This window comes from Kitasatospora sp. GAS1066B (genome assembly GCF_041262605.1).
GTDB lineage: Bacteria > Actinomycetota > Actinomycetes > Streptomycetales > Streptomycetaceae > Kitasatospora.
The window spans coordinates 60,986-82,789 of the sequence record NZ_JBGCCO010000006.1; the positions used below are offsets into that span (position 1 = coordinate 60,986).

Sequence of the window (21,804 nt, forward strand, 5' to 3'; positions counted from 1 at the left end):
ACCGGACAGCTCGCGCTACCCTTGAGGGTCACCCCCACCCGTACTCACAAAGGGTTTCGCCGTATGCCAGTCGAATCGGTCTTCCCACGCCTGGAGGCCCTCCTCCCGCACGTCCAGAAGCCGATCCAGTACGTCGGCGGCGAGCTCAACTCGACCGTCAAGGAGTGGGACTCCTGTGACGTGCGGTGGGCGCTGATGTATCCGGACGCGTACGAGGTCGGGCTGCCCAACCAGGGCGTCATGATCCTCTACGAGGTGCTCAACGAGCGCGAGGGCGTGCTGGCCGAGCGGACGTACAGCGTCTGGCCGGACCTGGAGGCGCTGATGCGCGAGCACCGGGTGCCCCAGTTCACGGTGGACGCGCACCGGCCGGTCAAGGCCTTCGACGTGTTCGGGCTCTCCTTCTCGACCGAGCTCGGCTACACCAACATGCTGACCGCGCTCGACCTGGCCGGCATCCCGCTGGATGCCAGGGACCGCACCGACGAGGACCCGATCGTGCTGGCCGGCGGCCACGCCGCGTTCAACCCCGAGCCGATCGCGGACTTCATCGACTGCGCGGTGGTCGGCGACGGCGAGCAGGCCGTGCTCGACATCACCGAGATCATCCGGGCCTGGAAGGCCGAGGGCCGCCCCGGCGGCCGGCACGAGCTGCTGCTGCGCCTGGCCAAGACCGGTGGGGTCTACGTGCCCCGGTTCTACGACGTCGAGTACCTGCCCGACGGCCGGATCGCCCGGGTGGTGCCGAACGCCCCCGGCGTGCCGTGGCGGGTCTCCAAGCACACCGTGATGGACCTGGACGAGTGGCCCTACCCCAAGCAGCCGCTGGTCCCGCTCGCCGAGACGGTGCACGAGCGGATGTCCGTGGAGATCTTCCGCGGCTGCACCCGCGGCTGCCGCTTCTGCCAGGCCGGCATGATCACGCGCCCCGTGCGGGAGCGAAGCATCACCGGCATCGGCGAGATGGTGGAGCGCGGACTGAAGGCCACCGGCTTCGAAGAGGTCGGCCTGCTCTCGCTCTCCAGCGCCGACCACACCGAGATCGGCGACATCGCCAAGGGCCTGGCCGACCGCTACACCGAGGACAAGATCGGCCTCTCGCTGCCCTCCACCCGGGTCGACGCCTTCAACATCGACCTCGCCAACGAGCTGAGCCGCAACGGCCGCCGCTCGGGCCTGACCTTCGCCCCCGAGGGCGGCTCGGAGCGCATCCGCAAGGTGATCAACAAGATGGTGTCCGAGGAGGACCTCATCAACACGGTCGCCACCGCCTACGGCAACGGCTGGCGCCAGGTGAAGCTGTACTTCATGTGCGGCCTGCCCACCGAGACCGACGACGACGTGCTGCAGATCGGCACCATGGCCAAGAACGTGATCCAGAAGGGTCGCGAGGTCACCGGTCAGAACGACATCCGCTGCACCGTCTCGATCGGCGGCTTCGTCCCCAAGCCGCACACCCCCTTCCAGTGGGCCCCGCAGCTCTCCGCCGAGGAGACGGACGCCCGCCTGGCCAAGCTGCGCGACTCCATCCGCGGCGACCGCAAGTACGGCAAGAACATCGGCTTCCGCTACCACGACGGCAAGCCCGGCATCGTCGAGGGCCTGCTCTCCCGCGGCGACCGCCGGATCGGCGCGGTCATCCGCGCGGTCTACGAGGACGGCGGCCGCTTCGACGGCTGGCGCGAGCACTTCTCCTACGACCGCTGGATGCAGAGCGCCGAGAAGGGCCTGGCCGGCACCGGCGTCGACGTCGCCTGGTACACCACCCGCGAGCGCACCTACGAGGAGGTGCTGCCCTGGGACCACCTGGACAGCGGCCTCGACAAGGACTGGCTCTGGGAGGACTGGCAGGACGCGCTGGAGGAGGTCGAGGTGGACGACTGCCGCTGGACGCCGTGCTTCGACTGCGGGGTGTGTCCGCAGATGGACACTTCCATTCAAATCGGACCTACGGGACAGAAGTTGCTGCCGCTGACCGTGGTGAAGTAGGCGTTCGATAGATGGGGATGCCCCGAGTGGATATATCCACTCGGGGCATCTTGGTGTTCGAATCCCTTAAATGTGCTACAGTTTTTACTGTCGGTTATGGATCAATGACTGGTGGTGTGGAATATGTCAAAGACGATGATCGACATCGACGACGAGGCTCTCGCTATTGCTGCCGAGGTCCTCGGAACTAAGACGAAGAAGGACACCGTCAATGCCGCCCTGGTCGAAATCGGGGCGCGACGCCGCAGAGAGCGGGCGCTGGCAGACCTGGTGCGGCTCGCGGAGGATGGTGCCTTCGACAAGGCGCTGGAGCCCGGCTTCAAGCATGAGGCCTGGGGCAGAGGGCGTGGTGGGGCGGAATGGGAGATCGGGAGTCCTTCCTGATCGACACCTCGGGGGTGGCGCGGATGAGGCGCCCGGAGGTTCTGGCCAACTGGGGTGGCATCGCTGCTTCAGGCCTGATCGGCATCTGTGCCCCTACTGAGGCAGAGCTCCGTTACTCCGCGCGTTCCGCGGCCGAGATGGAACAGCTGGCAGTGGGCCTGGGGCAGCTCTACACCTGGTGGGAGTTGCCGGACGACGCTTGGCGGCGGCTCGGACGGCTACAGCTGGCGATGGCTTCGGCCGGGCACCATCGCGCGCCGAGCCTGGCGGACCTCCTCGTCGCCGTCACCGCGCTCCATCACGACCTCACCGTGCTGCACTACGACCGCGACTTCGAAACCATCGCCCAGCACACCGAGTTGAAGACCCGCTGGCTGGCCGAGCCGGGGTCGTTGGACTGAGCCGGCGGGTGGCGGTCCGGGCCCGGGTAGGCTTGCACATTGACAGAGTCCGGACCGGTGGCCCCAGCAGTACCCCTGCCCCGATCGGACCCCGGCTTCTCACGAAGGACTGAGCGACCCTGGCACGCCGCACGCCCGACGGTCCGCCTCCCGCGCCGACGGTGCAGCGCATCCGTCTGCGCTACACCAAGCGGGGCCGTCTGCGCTTCACCAGTCACCGGGACTTCCAGCGCGCCTTCGAGCGGGCCCTGCGCCGTTCCGCCGTTCCGATGGCGTACTCGGCCGGCTTCACCCCGCACCCCAAGGTGTCCTACGCGAACGCCGCCCCGACCGGGGTGGCCAGTGAGGCGGAGTACCTGGAGATCGGCCTGGCCGAGGTCCGGGACCCCGAGGCGCTGCGCGCGCAGCTGGACGAGTCGCTGCCGACCGGGCTGGACATCGTGGACGCCGTCGAGGTGCGCACCGCGAACTTCGTGGAGCGACTGGAGGCCTCGCACTGGGAGCTGCGGCTGCCCCAGGTGACCGAGGCCGAGGCGGGGCGGGCGGTCGCGCTGTTCCTGGCCGCCGAGCGGGTCGAGGTCGAACGGCAGACCAAGAACGGGCTGCGGGTCTTCGACGCGCGCGAGGCGGTGAGCCGGCTGGAGCTGGTCTCGTCTCAGGTCGGCGTTGGTCCGCTCGGGGAATACTCAGCCACCTCCGATGTTCGTACCGGTCAGGCCTGTGCGATACTGCGCCTGGTAGTACGACACGCCACACCAGCCGTACGACCAGACGACGTCTTGTCCGGTCTCCGTGCGACGGCCGACCTGGCGCTGCCGGTCCCCGCTGAGGTGACCAGGCTGGCGCAGGGGCCGCTCGATGAGGAGACCGGCACGGTGACCGACCCGCTGGCGCTCGACCGCGCTGCGGCCCCGGCCGTCCCATCGGACACGGCCGTCGAGCCGCAGGCCGCAGCGTCCGCCTAGCGGGCGGAGGCCAGAGCCGGATTAACCGCCCGGCTCTGCGCGCTCCAGGCCGCCGCGGCTCCCCAGGGGAGCGAGCGTCGTCGCGCACAGGCCCTGGGAGCCACCTGGGTTGTGGGGCCGCGCAGCTTGGGAAAACCTGAGAACACTGGTTGGACCAGAAGACTTTTCGACACCCCGCACCGTGCGGGGCGCCGAGTGAGACTACGAGCCCCTGTGCGGCCTCGCGTCCGCACGGCGGCACCGTGGAGAGTCGGCTTGGGCGCCATAGCGCCCGAGGCCGGCCACCGGTGCCCGGCCGTGCCTGGGTGCGGAGCCCGGGGGCCTGACGGGAGATCCACCCGCATGCCTGAGAACGAGAACAACGAGAACAACGATTCGCAGCAGAACCCGATCGGGGATGCCGCACCGCCGCGCCGCCGTCGCCGCGCGGTGTCCCGCCCGGCCGGCACCCCGCAGGGGGCCGAGGGCGCCGAGACCGTGATCCCGGTCGAGACCACCGCCGCCGCCCCGGCGGCCCAGGCACCCGCGGCCGAGCCGGTCGCCGCCGAGCCGCCGGTCCGAGCGCGCCGGGCCCGCAAGCGTGCCGAGGCGCCGGTGACCAGCCCGGTCGTCGACGAGACCCCGGCCGCCGAGCCGGTGCCGGTCGAGGAGCCCGCCGCTGAGAAGCCGGTCCGGGCCCGCCGGGCCCGCAAGCGTGCCGAGGCCCCGGTCGTCGAGGAGACCCCGGCTGCTGTGGAGGCCCCGGCCGCCGAGCCGGTGCCGGTCGAGGAGCCCGCCGCTGAGAAGCCGGTCCGGGCCCGTCGAGCCCGCAAGCGTGCCGAGGCCCCGGTGACCACCCCGGTCGTCGAGGAGCCCGCCGCCGAAGAGCCCGCCGTCGAGGAGGAGCCCGCCGAGGAGGCCGCCGTCGAGCAGCCCGCCCCGGTCGAGGAGCAGCCCGCCGAGGCCCCCCGGGCCCGCCGCCGTGCGGTGCGCCCGGCCACCGCGGTCTTCCAGGCCCCGGTCTTCCAGGAGCCCACCGCCTACGTCGCCACCGGCCAGGCCGCGGCCGCCCCGGCGCCCGCCGAGCCGAAGAAGGCCGCCGCCCAGGCCGCGCCCGCCGAACCGAAGAAGGCCGCCGCTCAGGCCGCTCCGGCCCAGAGCGAGTCGGAGGACGAGTACGAGTACAGCGGCGTCGGCCGCCGTCGCCGCGGCGGTCGCGCCGCCGTGCGGGTCACCCCGCCGGCCCGTGCCGCCCGTTCGGCCGCTGTCGCCGCCCCCACGCCCGCCCCGGCGCCGGCTCCCGCCGCGCCGGAGCAGCCCGCCGAGCTCGCCGCGCCCGCGCAGGGCCCGGAGCAGGAGAGCGACTGGGAGGAGGACGGCCGGCCGTCCTCGCGCCGTCGCCGTCGTGGCGGCCGCCGTCGCCGTCGTGGTGAGGCCGATGAGTTCGAGACCGAGGGCCAGGAGCTGGAGCAGCCCGCCGCCGCGGCGAGCGAGACCGCCAAGGTCGAGGCCGAGTCGGCCGAGGATGACGACGAGGAGGACGACGAGCTGGCCAACGGCCTGGCCTCGTCGCGTCGCCGTCGCCGCCGTCGCCGTCGCAGCGGGGACACCGGGGGCGAGCCCGCCGCCGAGCCGGCCGCCGAGGACGGTGTCCGCACGGTCGTGAAGGTGCGCGAGCCGCGTCGCCGCTCGACCGAGCCGTCCTTCGACCCGGACGAGGTGCAGTCGATCAAGGGCTCCACCCGCCTGGAGGCCAAGAAGCAGCGCCGCCGTGAGGGCCGCGAGCTGGGCCGCCGCCGGGTGCCGATCATCACCGAGGCCGAGTTCCTGGCCCGCCGCGAGTCGGTCGAGCGCGTCATGGTGGTCCGCCAGAACGGCGAGCGCACCCAGATCGGCGTCCTGGAGGACGGCGTCCTGGTCGAGCACTACGTCAACAAGGAGCAGGCCACCTCCTACGTCGGCAACGTCTACCTGGGCAAGGTCCAGAACGTGCTGCCGTCGATGGAGGCCGCGTTCGTCGACATCGGCAAGGGCCGCAACGCGGTGCTCTACGCCGGCGAGGTGAACTTCGGCCAGCTCGGCCACAGCGGCCCGCGCCGGATCGAGTCGGTGCTGAAGTCGGGCCAGTCCGTGCTGGTCCAGGTCTCCAAGGACCCGATCGGCCACAAGGGCGCCCGCCTCACCAGCCAGATCTCGCTGCCCGGCCGCTACCTGGTCTACGTGCCCGAGGGCTCGATGACCGGCATCAGCCGCAAGCTGCCGGAGAACGAGCGGGCCCGCCTCAAGCAGATCCTCAAGAAGATCGTCCCGGACGACGCGGGCGTCATCGTGCGCACCGCCGCCGAGGGCGCCAGCGAGGAGGAGCTCACCCGCGACGTGCAGCGCCTGCAGGCGCAGTGGGAGGAGATCCAGAAGAAGGCGGCCACCGGCAACGCGCCGACGCTGCTCTACGGCGAGCCGGACATGACCGTCCGGGTCGTGCGCGACATCTTCAACGAGGACTTCAGCAAGGTCATCGTCTCCGGCAACGAGGCGTGGAACACCATCCACGAGTACGTCGGCGGCGTGGCCCCCGACCTGGCGGACCGGCTGCAGAAGTGGACGTCCAACGTCGACGTCTTCGCCACCTACCGGATCGACGAGCAGCTGATGAAGGCGCTGGACCGCAAGGTCTGGCTGCCCAGCGGCGGTTCGCTGGTGATCGACCGGACCGAGGCGATGGTCGTGGTCGACGTCAACACCGGCAAGTTCGTCGGCCAGGGCGGCAACCTGGAAGAGACCGTCACCCGCAACAACATCGAGGCGGCCGAGGAGATCGTCCGCCAGCTGCGGCTGCGCGACCTCGGCGGCATCATCGTGATCGACTTCATCGACATGGTGCTCGAGTCCAACCGTGACCTGGTGCTGCGCCGCCTGCTCGAGTGCCTGGGCCGGGACCGGACCAAGCACCAGGTGGCCGAGGTCACCTCGCTGGGCCTGGTGCAGATGACCCGCAAGCGGGTCGGCCAGGGCCTGCTGGAGTCCTTCTCCGAGTCCTGCGTGCACTGCAACGGGCGCGGCGTGATCGTCCACATGGAACAGCCGACCGCCCCCGGTGGCGGTGGCGGCCCGGTCGGCACCGCCGGCGAGGGTGCGGGTGCGGGCAAGCGCCGCCGTCGCGGCAAGGGCGGGGCCGGGCACGAGGAGCCGCAGCCGCACCTGATCGAGGACGAGTCGGGCCCGGAGCACGAGCACGAGGAGTTCGAGCTGATCGTCCGCGAGGCGCCGGCCGAGCCGGCCGCCGAGGCACCGGTCGCCGAGGCGCCCGCCGCCGAGCCGGCCACCGAGGCCCCGGTCGTCGAGCAGCCCACCCTGGTGGAGATCGCGCCGACCGCCGCGGCCCCGGCCGCCGGTCGCACCCGCCGTCGCGCGGTCCGCAAGGCGACCGCCTCGGCGGGCGCGCCGGACGAGGCCGAGATCGTGGTGCTGCAGTCGCGCGCCGAGGCCGTGGTGGAGGCCGCGCTGGCCGCCGCCGCGCAGGCGCCGGTCGAGGAGCCCGTGGCCGCGGAGTCCGTCACCGAGGAGCCGGCCGCCGAGGAGGCACCGACCGAGGAGCCGTCCGCCGAGGAGGCCCCGGCCGAGGAGCCGGCGCCGAAGAAGCGGGCCCCGCGCAAGGCCGCCGCCAAGAAGACCGCCGCCGCCGTCAAGAAGACGACGACGGCCAAGAAGACCACCGCCCGCAAGACCGCGACCAAGCGGACCAGCGCGGCGGCCAAGAAGGCAGCCGCGGCCGAGGGTGATTCGGCCGCGGAGTGACCCGGAGCGCGGGGGCGGCCACACCGGTCACCCCCGCGCCTCGTAGGGCCCGGCTGACGGGTGCTCGGTGGTCTGCCGAGCACCCGATCGCTCGGCAAACTCCTCAGTTTGCTCCAGTGGCGGCCGGTCCGTATTCTTGACCTTCGGCGTGTCTACGCCACGCTCCCGAGCACATCACCTCCCGGGCCTTCGCGAGAAGGAGCGGGGGAGGCTGCTGTGTCCATACCCAGCGGCTGGCATCGAGAGTTCCGAACCGAGTTGTGGAAAGCAGGTACCGCATGTACGCGATCGTTCGCGCCGGCGGCCGCCAGCACAAGGTCGCCGTGGGCGACGTGCTGGAGATCGACCGTATTGACGTCAAGCCGGGTGACTCGGTGGAGCTCTCGACCATCCTGATCTCCGACGGTGACGCGGTCACCGTCGACCCGTGGGTGCTGGCCGGCGTGAAGGTCCACGCCGAGGTCGTCGACCACACCAAGGGTGAGAAGATCGTCATCCTCCGTTACAAGAACAAGACCGGCTACCGTCGGCGCCAGGGTCACCGCCAGCGCCACACCGCCGTCCGCATCACCAGCATCGACTCCGCGAAGTAAGTAAGGGGATAGCGAGATGGCACACAAGAAGGGCGCAAGCTCTACCCGCAACGGCCGTGACTCGAACGCCCAGCGCCTCGGCGTGAAGCGCTTCGGCGGTCAGGTCGTCAGCGCCGGCGAGATCCTGGTCCGCCAGCGTGGCACCCACTTCCACCCGGGTGCGGGCGTCGGTCGCGGTGGCGACGACACCCTGTTCGCGCTGACCGCCGGTGCGGTTCAGTTCGGCAACCGTCGCGGCCGCAAGGTCGTCAACATCGTGGCCGTCGAGGCCTGATCCAGCTCTTCCGCTGGGTCCTGTGCAGGGTGGATCGGGTCTCTCCGGTCCACCCTGCACGCATTTCAGAGAACTCCTGTTCTCTCACCCTGTTTGTCAACTGGAGGCACCGCTCATGACCACCTTCGTGGACCGCGTCGAACTGCACGTCGCCGCGGGTAACGGAGGCCACGGCTGCGCCTCCGTGCACCGGGAGAAGTTCAAGCCGCTCGGCGGTCCTGACGGTGGCAACGGCGGTGAGGGTGGCAGCGTCACCCTGCTGGTCGATGCCAACATCACCACCCTGCTCGAGTACCACCACTCGCCCAAGCGCAAGGCCGGCAACGGCAAGCCGGGCGCGGGCGGCCACCGCACCGGCTCCAACGGCGAGGACATCGTGCTGCCGGTGCCGGACGGCACCGTGGTGCTGGACCGGCAGGGCAACGTGCTGGCCGACCTGGTCGGTCACGGCACCAGCTTCGTCGCCGCGGCCGGCGGTCGCGGCGGGCTCGGCAACTCGGCGCTCTCCTCCGCCCGGCGCAAGGCCCCCGGCTTCGCGCTGCTCGGTGAGCCGGGCGAGGCCCGCGACATCGTGATGGAGCTCAAGTCCGTCGCCGACGTCGCCCTGGTGGGCTACCCGAGCGCCGGCAAGTCCTCGCTGATCTCGGTGCTCTCGGCCGCAAAGCCGAAGATCGCGGACTACCCGTTCACCACCCTGATCCCCAACCTCGGCGTGGTCACCGCCGGCGACACCGTCTACACCGTCGCCGACGTGCCCGGGCTGATCCCCGGCGCCAGCCAGGGCAAGGGCCTGGGCCTGGAGTTCCTCCGGCACGTCGAGCGCTGCTCCGTGCTGGTGCACGTGCTGGACTGCGCCACCCTGGAGCCCGGTCGCGACCCGCTCACCGACCTGGAGACCATCGAGTCCGAACTCTCCCAGTACGGCGGCCTGGACGACCGGCCCCGGCTGGTCGCGCTGAACAAGATCGACGTGCCGGACGGACAGGACATCGCGGACCTCACCCGCGCCTCCCTGGAGGAGCGCGGCTACCGGGTCTTCGAGGTCTCCGCCGCCTCCCGCGCGGGTCTGCGCGAGCTGAACTACGCGATGGCCGGCATCGTCGCCGAGGCGCGCGCGGCCAAGCCGATCGAGGAGGCCACCCGGATCGTGTTGCGGCCCAAGGCCGTTGACGACACGGGCTTCACGGTCACCGAGGAGGACGGCGCCTACCGGGTGCGCGGCATCAAGCCGGAGCGCTGGGTGCGCCAGACCGACTTCGCCAACGACGAGGCCGTCGGCTACCTGGCCGACCGGCTGGCCCGGCTCGGCGTCGAGGACAAGCTGTGGAAGGTCGGCGCCCAGGAGGGCGACACCGTCATCATCGGTCCCGACGAGAACGCGGTCGTCTTCGACTGGGAGCCGACCATGGCCGCCGGTGCCGAGATGCTCGGCCGCCGTGGCGAGGACCACCGGTTCGAGACGCCCCGCCCGGCCGTCGACCGCCGCCGGGACAAGCAGAAGGGCCGGGACGCCGCCGAGAGCGAGTACCTCGCCTTCGAGGCGCTCTCCTCCGGCCGCGCCGCCGAGCTGGACGAGGGCGACGACGAGGACTGACCGTCCACCGGGTGAAACCCGCTACGGGCCGGTCCGGGATTTCGCGTAGATTGCGCGGGAGACCGGACCGGCGCAGCGAGGAAGACCGATGAGCGATCAGACCCCCCTGACCGATCCGACGCTCCGTCAGGACGTGCTGACCGCCCGCAGGATCGTGGTCAAGGTCGGGTCCTCCTCGCTCACCACGGCGGCCGGCGGACTGGACGCGGACCGGGTGGACGCGCTGGTCGACGCCGTCGCCAAGGCGTTGGCCAGGTCCGGCGCACCGGAGATCGTGCTGGTCTCGTCCGGCGCGATCGCGGCCGGGCTGGCGCCGCTCGGGCTGGACCGCCGCCCCAAGGACCTGGCCCGCCAGCAGGCGGCCGCCAGCGTCGGCCAGGGACTGTTGGTGGCCCGCTACGCCGCCTCCTTCGCCCGCTACGGCCTGCGGGTCGGCCAGGTGCTGCTCACCGCCGAGGACGCCAGCCGCCGCGCCCACTACCGCAACGCCTACCGCACGCTGGACCAGCTGCTCGCGATGGGCGCCGTCCCGGTGGTCAACGAGAACGACACGGTGGCCACCGCCGAGATCAAGTTCGGCGACAACGACCGGCTGGCCGCGCTGGTCGCCCACCTGGTCCGGGCCGACCTGCTGATCCTGCTCTCGGATGTGGACGGCCTCTACGACGGCGACCCCGGTAAGGCCGGCACCCGGCGGATCGCCGAGGTGAACGGCCCGCACGACCTCCAGGGCATCGAGATCGGCAGCGCCGGCAAGGCAGGGGTGGGCACCGGCGGCATGGTGACCAAGGTCGAGGCGGCCCGGATCGCCACCGGCGCCGGGATCCCGGTGGTGCTCACCGCCGCCCGGCACGCCGCCGACGCGCTGGCCGGGCGCCCCACCGGCACGCTCTTCACCCGCACCGGCGCGCGCACCGCCGACCGGCTGCTCTGGCTGGCCCACGCGAGCAGCCCGCGCGGCGCCCTGCACCTGGACGAGGGCGCGGTGCGCGCGGTGGTCGAGGGCGGCAAGTCGCTGTTGCCGGCGGGCGTCACCAAGGTGGACGGCGAGTTCGCTGCGGGCGATCCGGTCGACCTTCTTGCCGAAAACGGCCACATCGTCGCTCGTGGCCTGGTCAACTTTGATGCGAGGGAGCTGCCGCGCCTGCTCGGCCGGTCGACTCGGGACCTGGCCCAGGAGCTCGGTGCCGCGTACGAGCGCGAGGTCATCCACCGGGACGACCTGGTGGTGCTGCGCGGCTGACGGTCCGTCCGGTGGCGGCGGGGCGGGCACAGACCGAAGCCGGGCACAGACCAACGCCGAACAGGAGGCCGCCGGTGGGACGTTGGGGCGACCGAGCGCTGCCGGAGGTGGCGGAGGAGGGCGGTGCCACCGTCCATCAGCTGCGGCTCGGCTACGACGGCGGGAACGACGGGCAGGACGGGGACGGTGCCGAGCAGGGCCGGCTCTGGCACGTGGTGCTCAGCGTGGCGGGGGAGGTGACCCCGCTGGTTCCGCTGCGCGCGGGGCTGGAGCGGCTCGCCCACGACCACTCGTTCTTCCTGACCGCCCGCTACGCCGCCGACCACGCCGAGATCCGCTACTGGGAGCAGGCCCGCGACCTGCACGACGCGGCGGCCATCGCGCTGCGGCTCTGGGGCGAGCACAAGGCCAGCGCCAAACTGCCGCCCTGGGAGATCGTCGGGCTGGAGGTGGTCGACCGGGCCACCTACCACCAGCGGATCGCCGAAGGGTTCGGGCAACCGCCGTCCCAGTTGGGCGGCGTGCACCCGTACTGAGAAGCGGATGTCTCACTGGGTGACGGTGGCGAAGTCGGCGGCCGCCCGGTCGCTACCCTTCAGAGCATGACCATCGACAGCCCCGTCCTCGCCACCGCGCGCCGCGCCCGTACGGCCGCCGCCGCGCTCGCTCCGCTGCCGCGCTCGGCCAAGGACGCCGCGCTGCTGGCGATCGCCGATGCGCTCACCGGGCGGGCCGCGGAGATCACCGCCGCCAACGCCGAGGACGTCGCCCGGGCCGTGGCGGCCGGTACGCCCGACTCGGTGATCGACCGGCTCACCCTGACCGAGGAGCGGATCGCCGCGATCGCCGCCGACGTGCGCAGCGTGGTCGGCCTGCCCGACCCGGTGGGCGAGGTGGTGCGCGGCTACACGCTGCCCAACGGCCTGGACGTGCGGCAGGTCCGGGTCCCGCTCGGCGTGGTCGGCATCATCTACGAGGCCCGCCCGAACGTCACGGTGGACGCCGCCGCGCTCTGCCTGAAGTCCGGCAACGCGGTGCTGCTGCGCGGCTCGGCCTCCGCCTACCGGTCGAACACCGCGCTGGTCGCGGTGCTGCGCGACGCGGTGGCCGCCGCGGGGCTGCCCGCCGACGTGATCCAGCTGGTGCCGGGCGAGAGCCGCGAGTCGGTGACCGAGCTGATGCGGGCCCGCGGCCTGGTCGACGTGCTGATCCCGCGCGGCGGAGCCTCGCTGATCAAGACCGTGGTGGAGGGCTCCACGGTGCCGGTGATCGAGACCGGCACCGGCAACTGCCACGTCTACGTGGACGCCGACACCGACCTGGCGATGGCGGTCGGCATCCTGCTCAACTCCAAGACCCAGCGGGTCAGCGTCTGCAACACGGCCGAGACGCTGCTGGTCCACCAGGCGGTGGCCGCGGAGTTCCTGCCGCTCGCGCTGGCCGCGCTCGCCGAGGCGGGCGTGACCGTGCACGGCGACGAGGAGGTGGAGAAGCTGGCGGCCGGCTCGCCCGCCACCGTGCTGCCCGCCACCGACGAGGACTGGGGCGCGGAGTACCTCTCGCTGGACCTGGCGGCCGCCGTGGTGCCCTCGCTGGAGGCCGCGGTCGAGCACATCCGGCGCTGGTCCTCCGGCCACACCGAGGCGATCGTGACCACCTCGCAGGCCGCCGCCCGCCGCTTCACCCAGCTGGTCGACTCGACCACGGTCGCGGTCAACGCCTCCACCCGGTTCACCGACGGGGGTGAGTTCGGCTTCGGCGCCGAGATCGGCATCTCCACCCAGAAGCTGCACGCCCGCGGACCGATGGGCCTGCCGGAGCTGACCTCGACCAAGTACATCGTCACCGGTGACGGACACCTGCGCGGCGCCCCCGCCCCGAGTGTCGGCGGCTGATCGGCCCACGCCGCGCCGGCCCAAGTGCCGGGAGCCACAGACAAATCGCGCGCCCGGTAATACGCTGATTCCCGTGGCTGAGGATGTGGGGGGCTCGCCGTACTCCGACGGCGCCGACCACGGTGGAGCGGACGACGAGTTCGCCACCGTGGTCCTTGACGAGGCCTTCATCAGATCCGCCGCGGTCCACGAGCCGAGCGCCAAGGAGCGGCAGCTGGCCGCCGCCGAGGCCCGCAACGAGCCGGAGCCGGGCGCTGCCGGCCGGGCCGTCGAGTTCGGCGCCGACCGGTACGACGGGCTGCCGCTGGAGCTGCGGCCGCACCCCGCCGGCCTGGAGGACGACCGGATCTACACCGATCCCTGGGTCGGCGCCGGCCGGCGCGCCGTGCGCTGGCCCGGTTACGGGCCCCGGACGGGCGCCCGCGGGCAGGTCGCGCAGCAGCGCTGGCACCGGCCGCTGGCCTGGGTGCTGGTGATCGTGATGGGGATCAGCCTGGTGGCCGTCGCGGTCGCCTCGGTCTACCGGGGGACCGGCGGTGCCCCCGCACGGCGTCCCGAGGTCGGCACCAGCCGCTCGGCCTCGCCGGCGCCGCCCGCCGGCGTCGGGGCCGTCGCCAGCGCCCCGGCGAGCGCGGGCGCCGGTGTCCTGCCCACCGGCTGAGCGGCCCGGCGCGATGAGCGGATCCGTGCTCGGATCGGTTGCGTCCGGGCCCTCGTTCAGAGGCTGTCTCCGGCTCTACCCTTGAGTTATGGGTGACCCGGGTGAGCCTCCGGAGGGTGTGCCCGAGGGCGGTTCCGGAAGCGAGGACGAATACCGATCCGTCGTTTTCGACGAATCATTCGTCCGGGCTGCCCGGATCACCGAACTCTCGGCGGAGGAGCGCCTGGGCGGCGCCCCGCAGGCGGTCCGGCACAAGCTCGGCGGCCGGATGTTCGGCACGCTGCCGCGCCAGGCGCTGACCCTGCTGCTGCTCATCGTGCTGGCCTTCGGGGCCGCCGTGTACTTCGGCGTCACCGCCCCGCAGCGCGACGCGGGCGGGGCGGGCGGCGCCCAGCTGACCGCCGAGCTGACCGTCCTCACCCCGGCCTCCGGCGGCGTGCCGGCGGCCGACCCGAGCAGCCCGTTCGCCTCACTCGCGGCCGCGACGGGCTTCGCGGACGGCAGCGCGGGCCTCGGCCTGCCTGCCGCCCGCACCGCGACGGCGCACTTCAGCCAGGCCCAGGTCAGTGCGGCCGTCGACACCGTGAGCCGGTACCTGACGGCCTCCGAGCTGGCCCCCGCGGTCTTGGTGCAGGGCCAGACCGCCGCGGTGCGAGCGCTGCTGGCACCCGACGAGCAGGGCCAGTTCGACCAGAGCCTGACCGCCCCGGTCGACGACCAGCACCACAGCGCGACCGGCTGGATGGTCCGGTTCGACCCGATGAAGATCGGGCTGGCCACCGACACCGTCAAGGTGGCGGGCAGCGTGAAGGTGGCCGAGCTGGACCCGGGCACCCTGGAGGTCACCACCGACCACACCCTGGTCTACGCGCTGCGCCCGGCCGGCGCGGCGACCAACGGCCCGGTCAGCCTCTACACGGTCCGCCGTGAGCTCCGCTTCGACCTGGGCATCACCGACATTGCGAACGGGCAGGTGCACGTGGTCGACTCGGCGCAGCAGGCCGGACCGAGCGCCTGCGGCGCCGCGCAGGCCGAGTACCTGCAGCCGCTGCCGGTCGGCCCCGTCGGGCCGGCCGTCGGGCCGCCCCCCGCGGTGAACCCGGCCGACCACGCGCAGCCGGCCTGGCAGAGCTGCGCGGTGATGACGGCACCGAGCGGCTGACGCCCTGCTCGGCGCGAGGCGCCAATTGCGAGGCGCCGATTGCTCGGTGCCGTCAGCCGCTCGGCCGGCGGTTACTCGCGCGGCTCGTCCTGCGGGGTGCCGCCGGGGGTCTTCGCGCCGGTGAAGGTGTCGCGGAGCTTGCCGCCCACCGAGCCGGCGCCGTCCGCGATGTCCCGCAGCAGGGAGAAGAAGGGGTCCTTGCTCTCCTTGATCGACTTGCCGTACGAGTCGGCGGCGGCCCGCCACTGGTCGGCCACGCTGGCGTCCGGGTCGTCGGCGCGGCGCGGGTAGGCGCCGGCCATGATCGAGCGGTACTCCTCGCTCTCCGACCACTGCTTGAGCCTGGCGACCCGGACCACCGCGAACGGGTGGGTCTGCGGCAGCACCTGAAGCAGCTTCAGCACGCCGTCGCGCAGGTCGCCGGCCTTCTCGTACTCCTCGGCCTGCTCCAGGAAGGCGTCCACGTTCATCTCGCCGAGGTTGTGGCCGCCCGCCAGCTTCATCAGGCCGCGCATCGAGGCCTGCGGGTCCTGACCCGCCAGCAGGCCGGCCCGGTCGCAGGAGAGTTCGGCCTTGCGGAACCACTCCTTGAGCGCGGTGACCAGCGCCATGATCGCCAGGTTGCCGAGCGGTATCCAGCCGACCCGGGCGGCCAGGTTGGTCAGGATCAGCAGCATCGTCCGGTAGACCGCGTGGCCGGACATCGCGTGCCCGACCTCGTGGCCGATCACGGCCCGCAGCTCCTCCTCGTCCAGCAACTCGACCAGCCCGGTGGTCAGCACGATCACCGGGGTGTCCATGCCGATGCACATCGCGTTGACGGTCGGGTCCTGGGTCACGTACAGGTCGGGGACCTGCTCCAGGTCCAGGACGTAGGCCGCGTCCCGGACCATGTTGAAGATCTCCGGGTACTGGCGCTCCGAGGTCTTCACCGCGGTGGCCAGGAACATCAGCCGCATGCTGCGCTCGGAGACCAGGCCGGCCAGCTTCTTCAGGATGTCGTCGAACCCGGACAGCTTGCGCAGCGCGACCAGCGCCGAGCGGTCCGCCGGGTGCTCCCAGGCCCGGGTGGAGATCCCGGGGAAGCGCTCGCGGCGGCGGCTGGGCGTGCCCGGGGTGCCGCCCGGCTGGGTGGAATCGATCATGTGCTGAGTACCTCCTGCTCGACGCCGGTCCCGGCCCTTCGCCGGCCCCCGCTGGATCCGTCTGCTTCAACGTCCGCGTGCGCGTACTCGTCCCCGGATCGCGGGGATGACACCCGGATGCCGTCGACCGCGCCGGATCGGGGGCGGTGCGTCGTGCCGGGGAGTCGCCGGTTTACCCTGGCTTCCGATATGTCACACCCTCCCCGAGGAGCCCGCCGATGTCCCCCGACGCCCTGGTGAACCTGGCCGCGATCTCCGGCGGTCCCGGTCCGGGCCTCTTCCTGCGCCTGGTGGTGCTCGGTTCCATCGTGGGTGTCTGCCTGCTCGCCTGGATCCTGGTCCGAGCCGGTCGCGACAACTGACGCCTCACCTGCTGTCAGACGCGGGGAGCCGCCGCGCGGTTGCGAGTAAGGGCCTCGTAAGATGAGGGGTGCGGGCCGAAGCGGCTCGCCGGGACCCGCGTCCTGGCCCCCACCGAGTCGAGAAGGCCCTGCCGAACATGACCGCTAGCGCTCTGCCCGCACTGACCCGTCTCGCCGAGGGCGGCGGCCACGACAGCCTCAACCCGCTGCTCACCGGCGGCAGCGCGCTGTTCATCCTGCTGATGCTGCTCTTCCTGGTCACCCGCTTCAACAAGGACCGCTAGGTCGGCAGAGCGCGCGAGCGAAGAGGGAGCGCCCCGGACGGCGGGACGCTCCCTTCGACGCATCCGGTGGCGCATCCGGTGGCGCATCCGGTGGCGCATCCGGCCCCGGCGGACGCGGCAACCGGTCGCCGCTCGGGCTGGGCGGCGGGTCGCCGAGCGGGTCGCGTAAGGTGATGCGCCATGGGAGAGAGCAGGCCGACGACGGGGCCCGGGCGCAGAAAGCGTCTCGGTGTGATGGGCGGCACCTTCGACCCGATCCACCACGGGCACCTGGTCGCCGCCAGCGAGGTGGCCAGCGCCTTCCACCTGGACGAGGTGATCTTCGTCCCGACCGGGCAGCCCTGGCAGAAGAGCGGCACGAGCGTCTCGTCCGCCGAGGACCGGTACCTGATGACGGTGATCGCGACCGCCGAGAACCCGCAGTTCTCGGTCAGCCGGATCGACATCGACCGCAGCGGCGCGACCTACACCGTCGACACCCTGCGCGAGCTGCGGGCCCAGCACCCGGACGCCGACCTCTTCTTCATCACCGGTGCCGACGCGCTGGCCCAGATCCTCACCTGGCGCGACGCCGAGGAGCTCTTCTCGCTCGCCCACTTCATCGGCTGCACCCGTCCCGGGCACACCCTCACCGCCGCCGGACTGCCGGCCGGTGGGGTCTCCCTGGTCGAGGTGCCGGCGCTGGCGATCTCCTCCACGGACTGCCGGCTGCGGGTGGCCAAGGGTGAGCCGGTCTGGTACCTCGTCCCGGACGGCGTGGTGCGGTACATCGACAAGCGGGCGCTCTATCTGGACGCCGGCTGAGCCGGAGGAAGACCTTGAGGGATGGCGTGACGGCAGACCACCAAGGGCCCGAGGACGGCGACTGGTCCACCGGGCAGTACCCGCAGCAGCCGTATACGTACGACCCGTACCAGCAGCAGTACGGGTCGTACGAGCAGCCGCAGGGCTATGCCCAACAGCCGTACCAGGACCACGGCTACCAGGAGCAGGGCTACCAGCAGCAGCCCGGGTACGACCCGTACCAGCAGTCCGGGTACCAGCAGCAGGCCTACCAGCAGCCGGGGTACGACCCGTACCAGCAGCAGACCTATCAGCAACCGGTCTACGAGCAGCCGGTGTACGAGCAGCCGGTGTACGAGCAGTCCGGGTACCAGCAGCAGGTCCCGCCCGCGCCCGCCGCACCGGCGCCCGCGCCCGTCCGGCCGGCCCCACCGCGGCCGCGCCCCGCGCCGGCGCCCGCGGCTGCTGCGCCGACCGTGCCCGACGAGCCCTCCGAGCAGGTGGGCGGGCGCCGCGCGGCCGCCAAGCCGGCCCGGGCGAGTGACCAGGACGCTTACCAGACAGGCGAGTTCACCTTCGTCGACGAACCGGCGGAGGAGACCGAGGACGTCATCGACTGGCTGAAGTTCGCCGAGTCGCGCACCGAGCGGCGCGACGAGCGTCGCCGCAAGCTGCGCAATCGGCTGATCGGCGGCGCGGTCGCGCTGGCCCTGGTGGGCGGCGGCACGGTGGGCTACCTCTTCTTCACCGGCGCGCTGGGCAACTCCCAGTCGGCCGCCGCGGCGGTCGGCCAGCGCAGCGTCGTCGTGGTCCACCTGCGCGACCTGCAGGGCAAGGTGAGCAGCGTGCTGCTGGTCAACGACGCGGCCGGGCACAAGGGTTCGATGCTGCTGCTGCCCGACACCCTGCAGCTGCCGACCGCCGGCGACAGCCCCACCACCCAGCTGGGCAGTGCGATGGACTCGGTCGGCCCGGCCTCCACCCGGGAGGCGCTGGGCAACCTGCTCGGCGCCCCGGTGGCCGGCACCTGGCGGCTGGACACCCCCTACCTGCGGCTGCTGGTCGCCCAGCTGGGCGGCATCAAGGTGGACACCAACGCGGCGGTCAACGGCCCGGACGGCAAGCCGCTGGTCGAGCAGGGCCAGGGGCGGATGCTGACCGGCGACGCCGCGGTGGCCTACGCGACCTACCAGGCGCCGGGCGAGAGCCGCGACGCCCAGCTGAACCGCTTCGGCCAGGTGCTCTCCGCGGTGATCGCCACCATGCCCACCACGCTCTCGGACGCCACCGACGACGTCCACAAGATGGGCGCCGTGCTCGACCCGTCGCTGCCGGAGAAGGCGCTGGCCGGTCTGCTGGTCGAGCTCTCCCAGCAGGCGGCGGCCGGGCACTTCGGCACCACCGAGCTGCCGGTCCAGCCGGACGGCACGCTGGACCAGGCCAAGGTCGCCCCGGTGGTCAAGGAGGTGCTCGGCAGCACCGTGCACCTGGCCGTCGCGACCAGCGCCCCGGCCCGGGTGAGCATCGTGGACGCCACCGGCAGCGGCGGCACCGCCGACGCCCAGGCCGCCCAGGTGCAGGTGGTCAACGCCGGGCTGACCTTCGTCCCCGGCGGCAGCACCGCGGCCACCGCGCAGGCCACCTCGGAGATCGACTACACCGACGACGGCCGCCAGGCGACCGCCCAGTCGCTGGCCACCACCCTGGGCCTGCCGGCCGGTGCGGTGAAGAAGGTCGGCACCGCGCAGACCGCGGACATCGTGGTGGTGCTGGGCAAGGACTACCAGCCGCCCAAGCAGTAGCCGGGCGGTGCGCCCGCGAGCCCGGCCGGAAAGCTCCGGCCGGGCTCGCCGTGGTGGCGTGAGATCCTGGAGACGGAAATTCATGTCATCAAGCCGGAAGAACATCGTGACCGCAACCGAACACTCGCAGGAACTGATCAACGTCGCCGCCCAGGCCGCGGCCGACAAACTCGCGCACAACGTGATCGCCTTCGACGTCAGCGAGGTGCTGGCGATCACCGACGCGTTCCTGATCGCCTCCGCCGCCAACGACCGCCAGGTCAAGGCGATCGCCGAGGAGATCGAGGACCAGCTGCGCGAGCAGCTCGACGTCAAGCCGGTGCGCCGTGAGGGCGAGCGCGAGGGTCGCTGGATCCTGCTCGACTACCTGGACATCGTGGTGCACGTGCAGCACTCCGAGGAGCGCTCCTTCTACTCGCTGGACCGGCTCTGGAAGGACTGCCCCGAGCTGCCGCTGCCGGCCGACGCGCTGGCCACCCGCAACCGTCCCGAGGACGCCGCGACCGACGAGGCGGGCAACGCCGTCGGCTTCATCCAGGACTTCAGCTGAGCAGCCGCGCGGGGGGACCGCGGATCGTCTTCTGGCGGCACGGGCAGACCTCCTGGAACCTTGATTCGCGGTTCCAGGGCAGCACCGACATCCCGCTCACCGAGCACGGCCGCGGCCAGGCCCGGCGCGCGGCCCGGCTGCTCGCGGGTCTGCGCCCCGACCTGCTGATCTCCTCCGACCTGCAGCGGGCCGCGGACACCGCGGCCGAGCTGGCCACGCTGGTCGGCCTGGAGGCGCAGCTGCACGAGGGCCTGCGGGAGACCTACGCGGGCAGCTGGCAGGGCCTGACCCACGCCGAGATCCGCGCGCGGTACCCGGAGGAGTACGCGGCCTTCGGTCGCGGCGAGCCGGTCCGGCGCGGTGGCGGCGAGCTGTCCAGCGAGGTCGCGGACCGCTCGGTCCCGGTGGTGCTGGACGCGTTCGAGAAGCTGCCGGAGGACGGCACGCTCGTGGTGGTCAGCCACGGCGGCACCATCCGCACCATGCTCGGCCGGCTGCTCGGCCTGGACCCGAGCCTGTGGGAGTGCTTCGGCGGGCTCTCCAACTGCTGCTGGTCGGTGCTCGGCCAGGGCGCCCGCGGCTGGCGGTTGCTGGAGCACAACGCGGGAACGCTGCCGGAGCCGGTGATCGGTGACGAGAGCTGAGTGCGGTGGGCCGGGCACCGGTGGGATTTCGTCATTCCGGGTCTGACCAGCTAGAGTCTTCCTCGTTCGCAGGAGAGAACGCGGCCCGGCAGGGCGGCGCGGGATCCTGGGAGTGCGGGGCTGTAGCTCAGTTGGTAGAGCGCTTGCATGGCATGCAAGAGGTCCGGGGTTCAATTCCCCGTAGCTCCACTCCGCACCAGCGGTCCTCGCGGGCCGTGCGTGTCGCGGGGCTGTAGCTCAGTTGGTAGAGCGCTTGCATGGCATGCAAGAGGTCCGGGGTTCAATTCCCCGTAGCTCCACAGCGCATCGAAGGCCGGTACCGTCAGGTACCGGCCTTCGGCGCTTTCCGGTTCAGTGCCCGTGGTCGGTCACCGGCGCGTCCGGGTGCGCGGTGACCCAGGCCATCCGCTCCCGGTCCAGCTCCGTCTCCGGGGTGTAGACCACCATGTACAGCTCGGGCGCGCCCGGCATGGTCAGGTAGGCGGCCTGGACCCGGATCTCGCCCGCGCCGGCGTGCCGGAACACCTTGAGCGCGGTCCTGGCCGGCGCCACCTGCTGGGTCGCCCAGAGCTCGCGGAACCGGGGGCTGGCGGCGGACAGTTCGCGGACCCACTCCTCCCAGGCCGGTTCGCCGATGTGCGAGGCGTAGGCGGCGCGCATCACCCCGACCATCCGGGGCAGTTCCTCGTCCCGGTTGAGGAACGGGTTGCAGCAGTCGGGCACGGTGAAGGCGCACCACATCGAGTTGCGCCGGCCGCCCGGCGCCACGGTGCGGGTGGCGCCGGGGAAGAGCGCGTCGTAGCCGGCGTTGAAGGCGAGCACGTCGAAGCGGCGGTTGCAGATCGCGGCCGGCATCGGCGTCAGGCCGTCCAGGATCACCTGCATCGTGGGATCGACGGCCAGGCAGCTGAGGCCTGCCAGCTCGTCGCCGGGCAGGCCGGCCAGCCGGAACAGGTGCGTGCGCTCCACCGCGTCGAGCAGCAGCGCCCGGGAGACGGCGGACATCACCTGCTCGCTGGCGTTGATCGGCCGCCCCTGTTCGAGCCAGGTGTACCAGGTGACCCCGACCCCGGCGAGCTGCGCCACCTCCTCACGCCGCAGGCCCGGGGTGCGGCGACGCAGGCCTGGCGGCAGGCCGACGTCCTCGGGGGAGACCCGGGCCCGGCAGGCCTTGAGGAAGGCCGCGAGCTCGGTCCGGCGGGCTCGCGCCTGGCCTGCGCCGGCGGTGATGGCGGGTGCCTCGGCAGGGGTGTCCAGCACGGTCATGGCTCCATCCTGACGTAGTTGTCCGGGCTTTGG

The 21,804-nt window shown here is 72.3% G+C and carries 21 protein-coding genes and 2 tRNA genes; 21 read left to right on the top strand and 2 right to left on the bottom strand.

Annotated elements, in window-relative coordinates:
• Window positions 1-63: 63 nt before the first annotated feature.
• The 13 genes from ABH937_RS08150 (at window position 64) to ABH937_RS08210 (ending at window position 14,935) form a co-directional block, all read left to right on the top strand.
• Entirely contained in the window at window positions 64-1,989 is a 1,926-nt protein-coding gene (locus tag ABH937_RS08150) for a TIGR03960 family B12-binding radical SAM protein (RefSeq protein ID WP_280690384.1), read from the top strand.
• A gap of 135 nt (window positions 1,990-2,124) precedes the next feature.
• Window positions 2,125-2,373, top strand: coding sequence for a type II toxin-antitoxin system VapB family antitoxin (locus tag ABH937_RS08155; RefSeq protein ID WP_370217707.1), 249 nt, complete (start codon window positions 2,125-2,127; stop codon window positions 2,371-2,373).
• Between the two features lie 23 nt (window positions 2,374-2,396).
• Entirely contained in the window at window positions 2,397-2,774 is a 378-nt protein-coding gene (locus tag ABH937_RS08160; protein WP_370146339.1) for a PIN domain-containing protein, read from the top strand.
• 161 nt (window positions 2,775-2,935) lie between these two features.
• Window positions 2,936-3,739, top strand: coding sequence for a TIGR03936 family radical SAM-associated protein (locus ABH937_RS08165; RefSeq protein ID WP_280690381.1), 804 nt, complete (start codon window positions 2,936-2,938; stop codon window positions 3,737-3,739).
• 342 nt (window positions 3,740-4,081) lie between these two features.
• Window positions 4,082-7,513 (top strand): ribonuclease E/G, encoded by a 3,432-nt coding sequence (locus ABH937_RS08170; RefSeq protein WP_370217708.1) that lies wholly within the window; start codon window positions 4,082-4,084, stop codon window positions 7,511-7,513.
• 278 nt (window positions 7,514-7,791) lie between these two features.
• Window positions 7,792-8,106: a 50S ribosomal protein L21 gene (gene rplU, locus ABH937_RS08175; RefSeq protein ID WP_280690379.1), complete on the top strand. Its 315-nt coding sequence runs from the start codon at window positions 7,792-7,794 to the stop codon at window positions 8,104-8,106.
• Window positions 8,107-8,122: 16 nt separating this feature from the next.
• A complete protein-coding gene (gene rpmA / locus ABH937_RS08180; RefSeq protein ID WP_030058248.1) occupies window positions 8,123-8,380 on the top strand; it encodes a 50S ribosomal protein L27 in 258 nt (85 codons plus the stop codon).
• A gap of 115 nt (window positions 8,381-8,495) precedes the next feature.
• Window positions 8,496-9,974, top strand: coding sequence for a GTPase ObgE (obgE, locus tag ABH937_RS08185; protein ID WP_280690378.1), 1,479 nt, complete (start codon window positions 8,496-8,498; stop codon window positions 9,972-9,974).
• Between the two features lie 88 nt (window positions 9,975-10,062).
• Complete coding sequence (gene proB, locus ABH937_RS08190; RefSeq protein WP_280690377.1) at window positions 10,063-11,217, top strand: glutamate 5-kinase; 1,155 nt, start codon at window positions 10,063-10,065, stop codon at window positions 11,215-11,217.
• Between the two features lie 11 nt (window positions 11,218-11,228).
• Window positions 11,229-11,753 carry a hypothetical protein gene (locus ABH937_RS08195; protein ID WP_370217709.1) on the top strand — a complete coding sequence of 175 codons (525 nt, stop codon included), beginning with the start codon at window positions 11,229-11,231 and terminating at the stop codon, window positions 11,751-11,753.
• Window positions 11,754-11,819: 66 nt separating this feature from the next.
• Window positions 11,820-13,112, top strand: coding sequence for a glutamate-5-semialdehyde dehydrogenase (locus ABH937_RS08200; RefSeq protein ID WP_370217710.1), 1,293 nt, complete (start codon window positions 11,820-11,822; stop codon window positions 13,110-13,112).
• Window positions 13,113-13,185: 73 nt separating this feature from the next.
• Complete coding sequence (locus tag ABH937_RS08205) at window positions 13,186-13,773, top strand: hypothetical protein (RefSeq protein WP_280690375.1); 588 nt, start codon at window positions 13,186-13,188, stop codon at window positions 13,771-13,773.
• An 88-nt stretch (window positions 13,774-13,861) separates the two neighbouring features.
• Window positions 13,862-14,935, top strand: coding sequence for a hypothetical protein (locus ABH937_RS08210; RefSeq protein ID WP_370217711.1), 1,074 nt, complete (start codon window positions 13,862-13,864; stop codon window positions 14,933-14,935).
• Window positions 14,936-15,006: 71 nt separating this feature from the next.
• Here ABH937_RS08210 and ABH937_RS08215 read toward each other — a convergent pair whose 3' ends face one another.
• Window positions 15,007-16,080 (bottom strand): M48 family metallopeptidase, encoded by a 1,074-nt coding sequence (locus ABH937_RS08215; RefSeq protein WP_280690373.1) that lies wholly within the window; start codon window positions 16,078-16,080, stop codon window positions 15,007-15,009.
• Window positions 16,081-16,298: 218 nt separating this feature from the next.
• On the opposite strand from ABH937_RS08215, the gene ABH937_RS08220 reads away from it, so the two are divergent.
• From ABH937_RS08220 to ABH937_RS08255, 8 genes are all read left to right on the top strand, one after another.
• Window positions 16,299-16,442 carry a hypothetical protein gene (locus ABH937_RS08220; RefSeq protein ID WP_280690372.1) on the top strand — a complete coding sequence of 48 codons (144 nt, stop codon included), beginning with the start codon at window positions 16,299-16,301 and terminating at the stop codon, window positions 16,440-16,442.
• Between the two features lie 137 nt (window positions 16,443-16,579).
• Window positions 16,580-16,726 (top strand): hypothetical protein, encoded by a 147-nt coding sequence (locus ABH937_RS08225; RefSeq protein WP_266297835.1) that lies wholly within the window; start codon window positions 16,580-16,582, stop codon window positions 16,724-16,726.
• Between the two features lie 180 nt (window positions 16,727-16,906).
• Entirely contained in the window at window positions 16,907-17,530 is a 624-nt protein-coding gene (gene nadD / locus ABH937_RS08230; RefSeq protein WP_280690371.1) for a nicotinate-nucleotide adenylyltransferase, read from the top strand.
• A 26-nt stretch (window positions 17,531-17,556) separates the two neighbouring features.
• Complete coding sequence (locus tag ABH937_RS08235; RefSeq protein WP_370217712.1) at window positions 17,557-19,311, top strand: LCP family protein; 1,755 nt, start codon at window positions 17,557-17,559, stop codon at window positions 19,309-19,311.
• A 106-nt stretch (window positions 19,312-19,417) separates the two neighbouring features.
• On the top strand, window positions 19,418-19,861 hold the full coding sequence (gene rsfS, locus ABH937_RS08240; protein ID WP_280690369.1) for a ribosome silencing factor: 444 nt from the start codon (window positions 19,418-19,420) through the stop codon (window positions 19,859-19,861).
• A complete protein-coding gene (locus ABH937_RS08245; protein WP_280690434.1) occupies window positions 19,858-20,505 on the top strand; it encodes a histidine phosphatase family protein in 648 nt (215 codons plus the stop codon). The genes rsfS and ABH937_RS08245 overlap by 4 nt, the downstream gene beginning before the upstream one ends.
• 116 nt (window positions 20,506-20,621) lie before the next feature.
• Window positions 20,622-20,694 (top strand) — tRNA-Ala (locus tag ABH937_RS08250).
• A 37-nt stretch (window positions 20,695-20,731) separates the two neighbouring features.
• Window positions 20,732-20,804, top strand: a tRNA-Ala gene (locus tag ABH937_RS08255).
• A 52-nt stretch (window positions 20,805-20,856) separates the two neighbouring features.
• Here ABH937_RS08255 and ABH937_RS08260 read toward each other — a convergent pair.
• Window positions 20,857-21,771: a helix-turn-helix transcriptional regulator gene (locus ABH937_RS08260; RefSeq protein WP_370217713.1), complete on the bottom strand. Its 915-nt coding sequence runs from the start codon at window positions 21,769-21,771 to the stop codon at window positions 20,857-20,859.
• Window positions 21,772-21,804 lie beyond the last annotated feature (33 nt).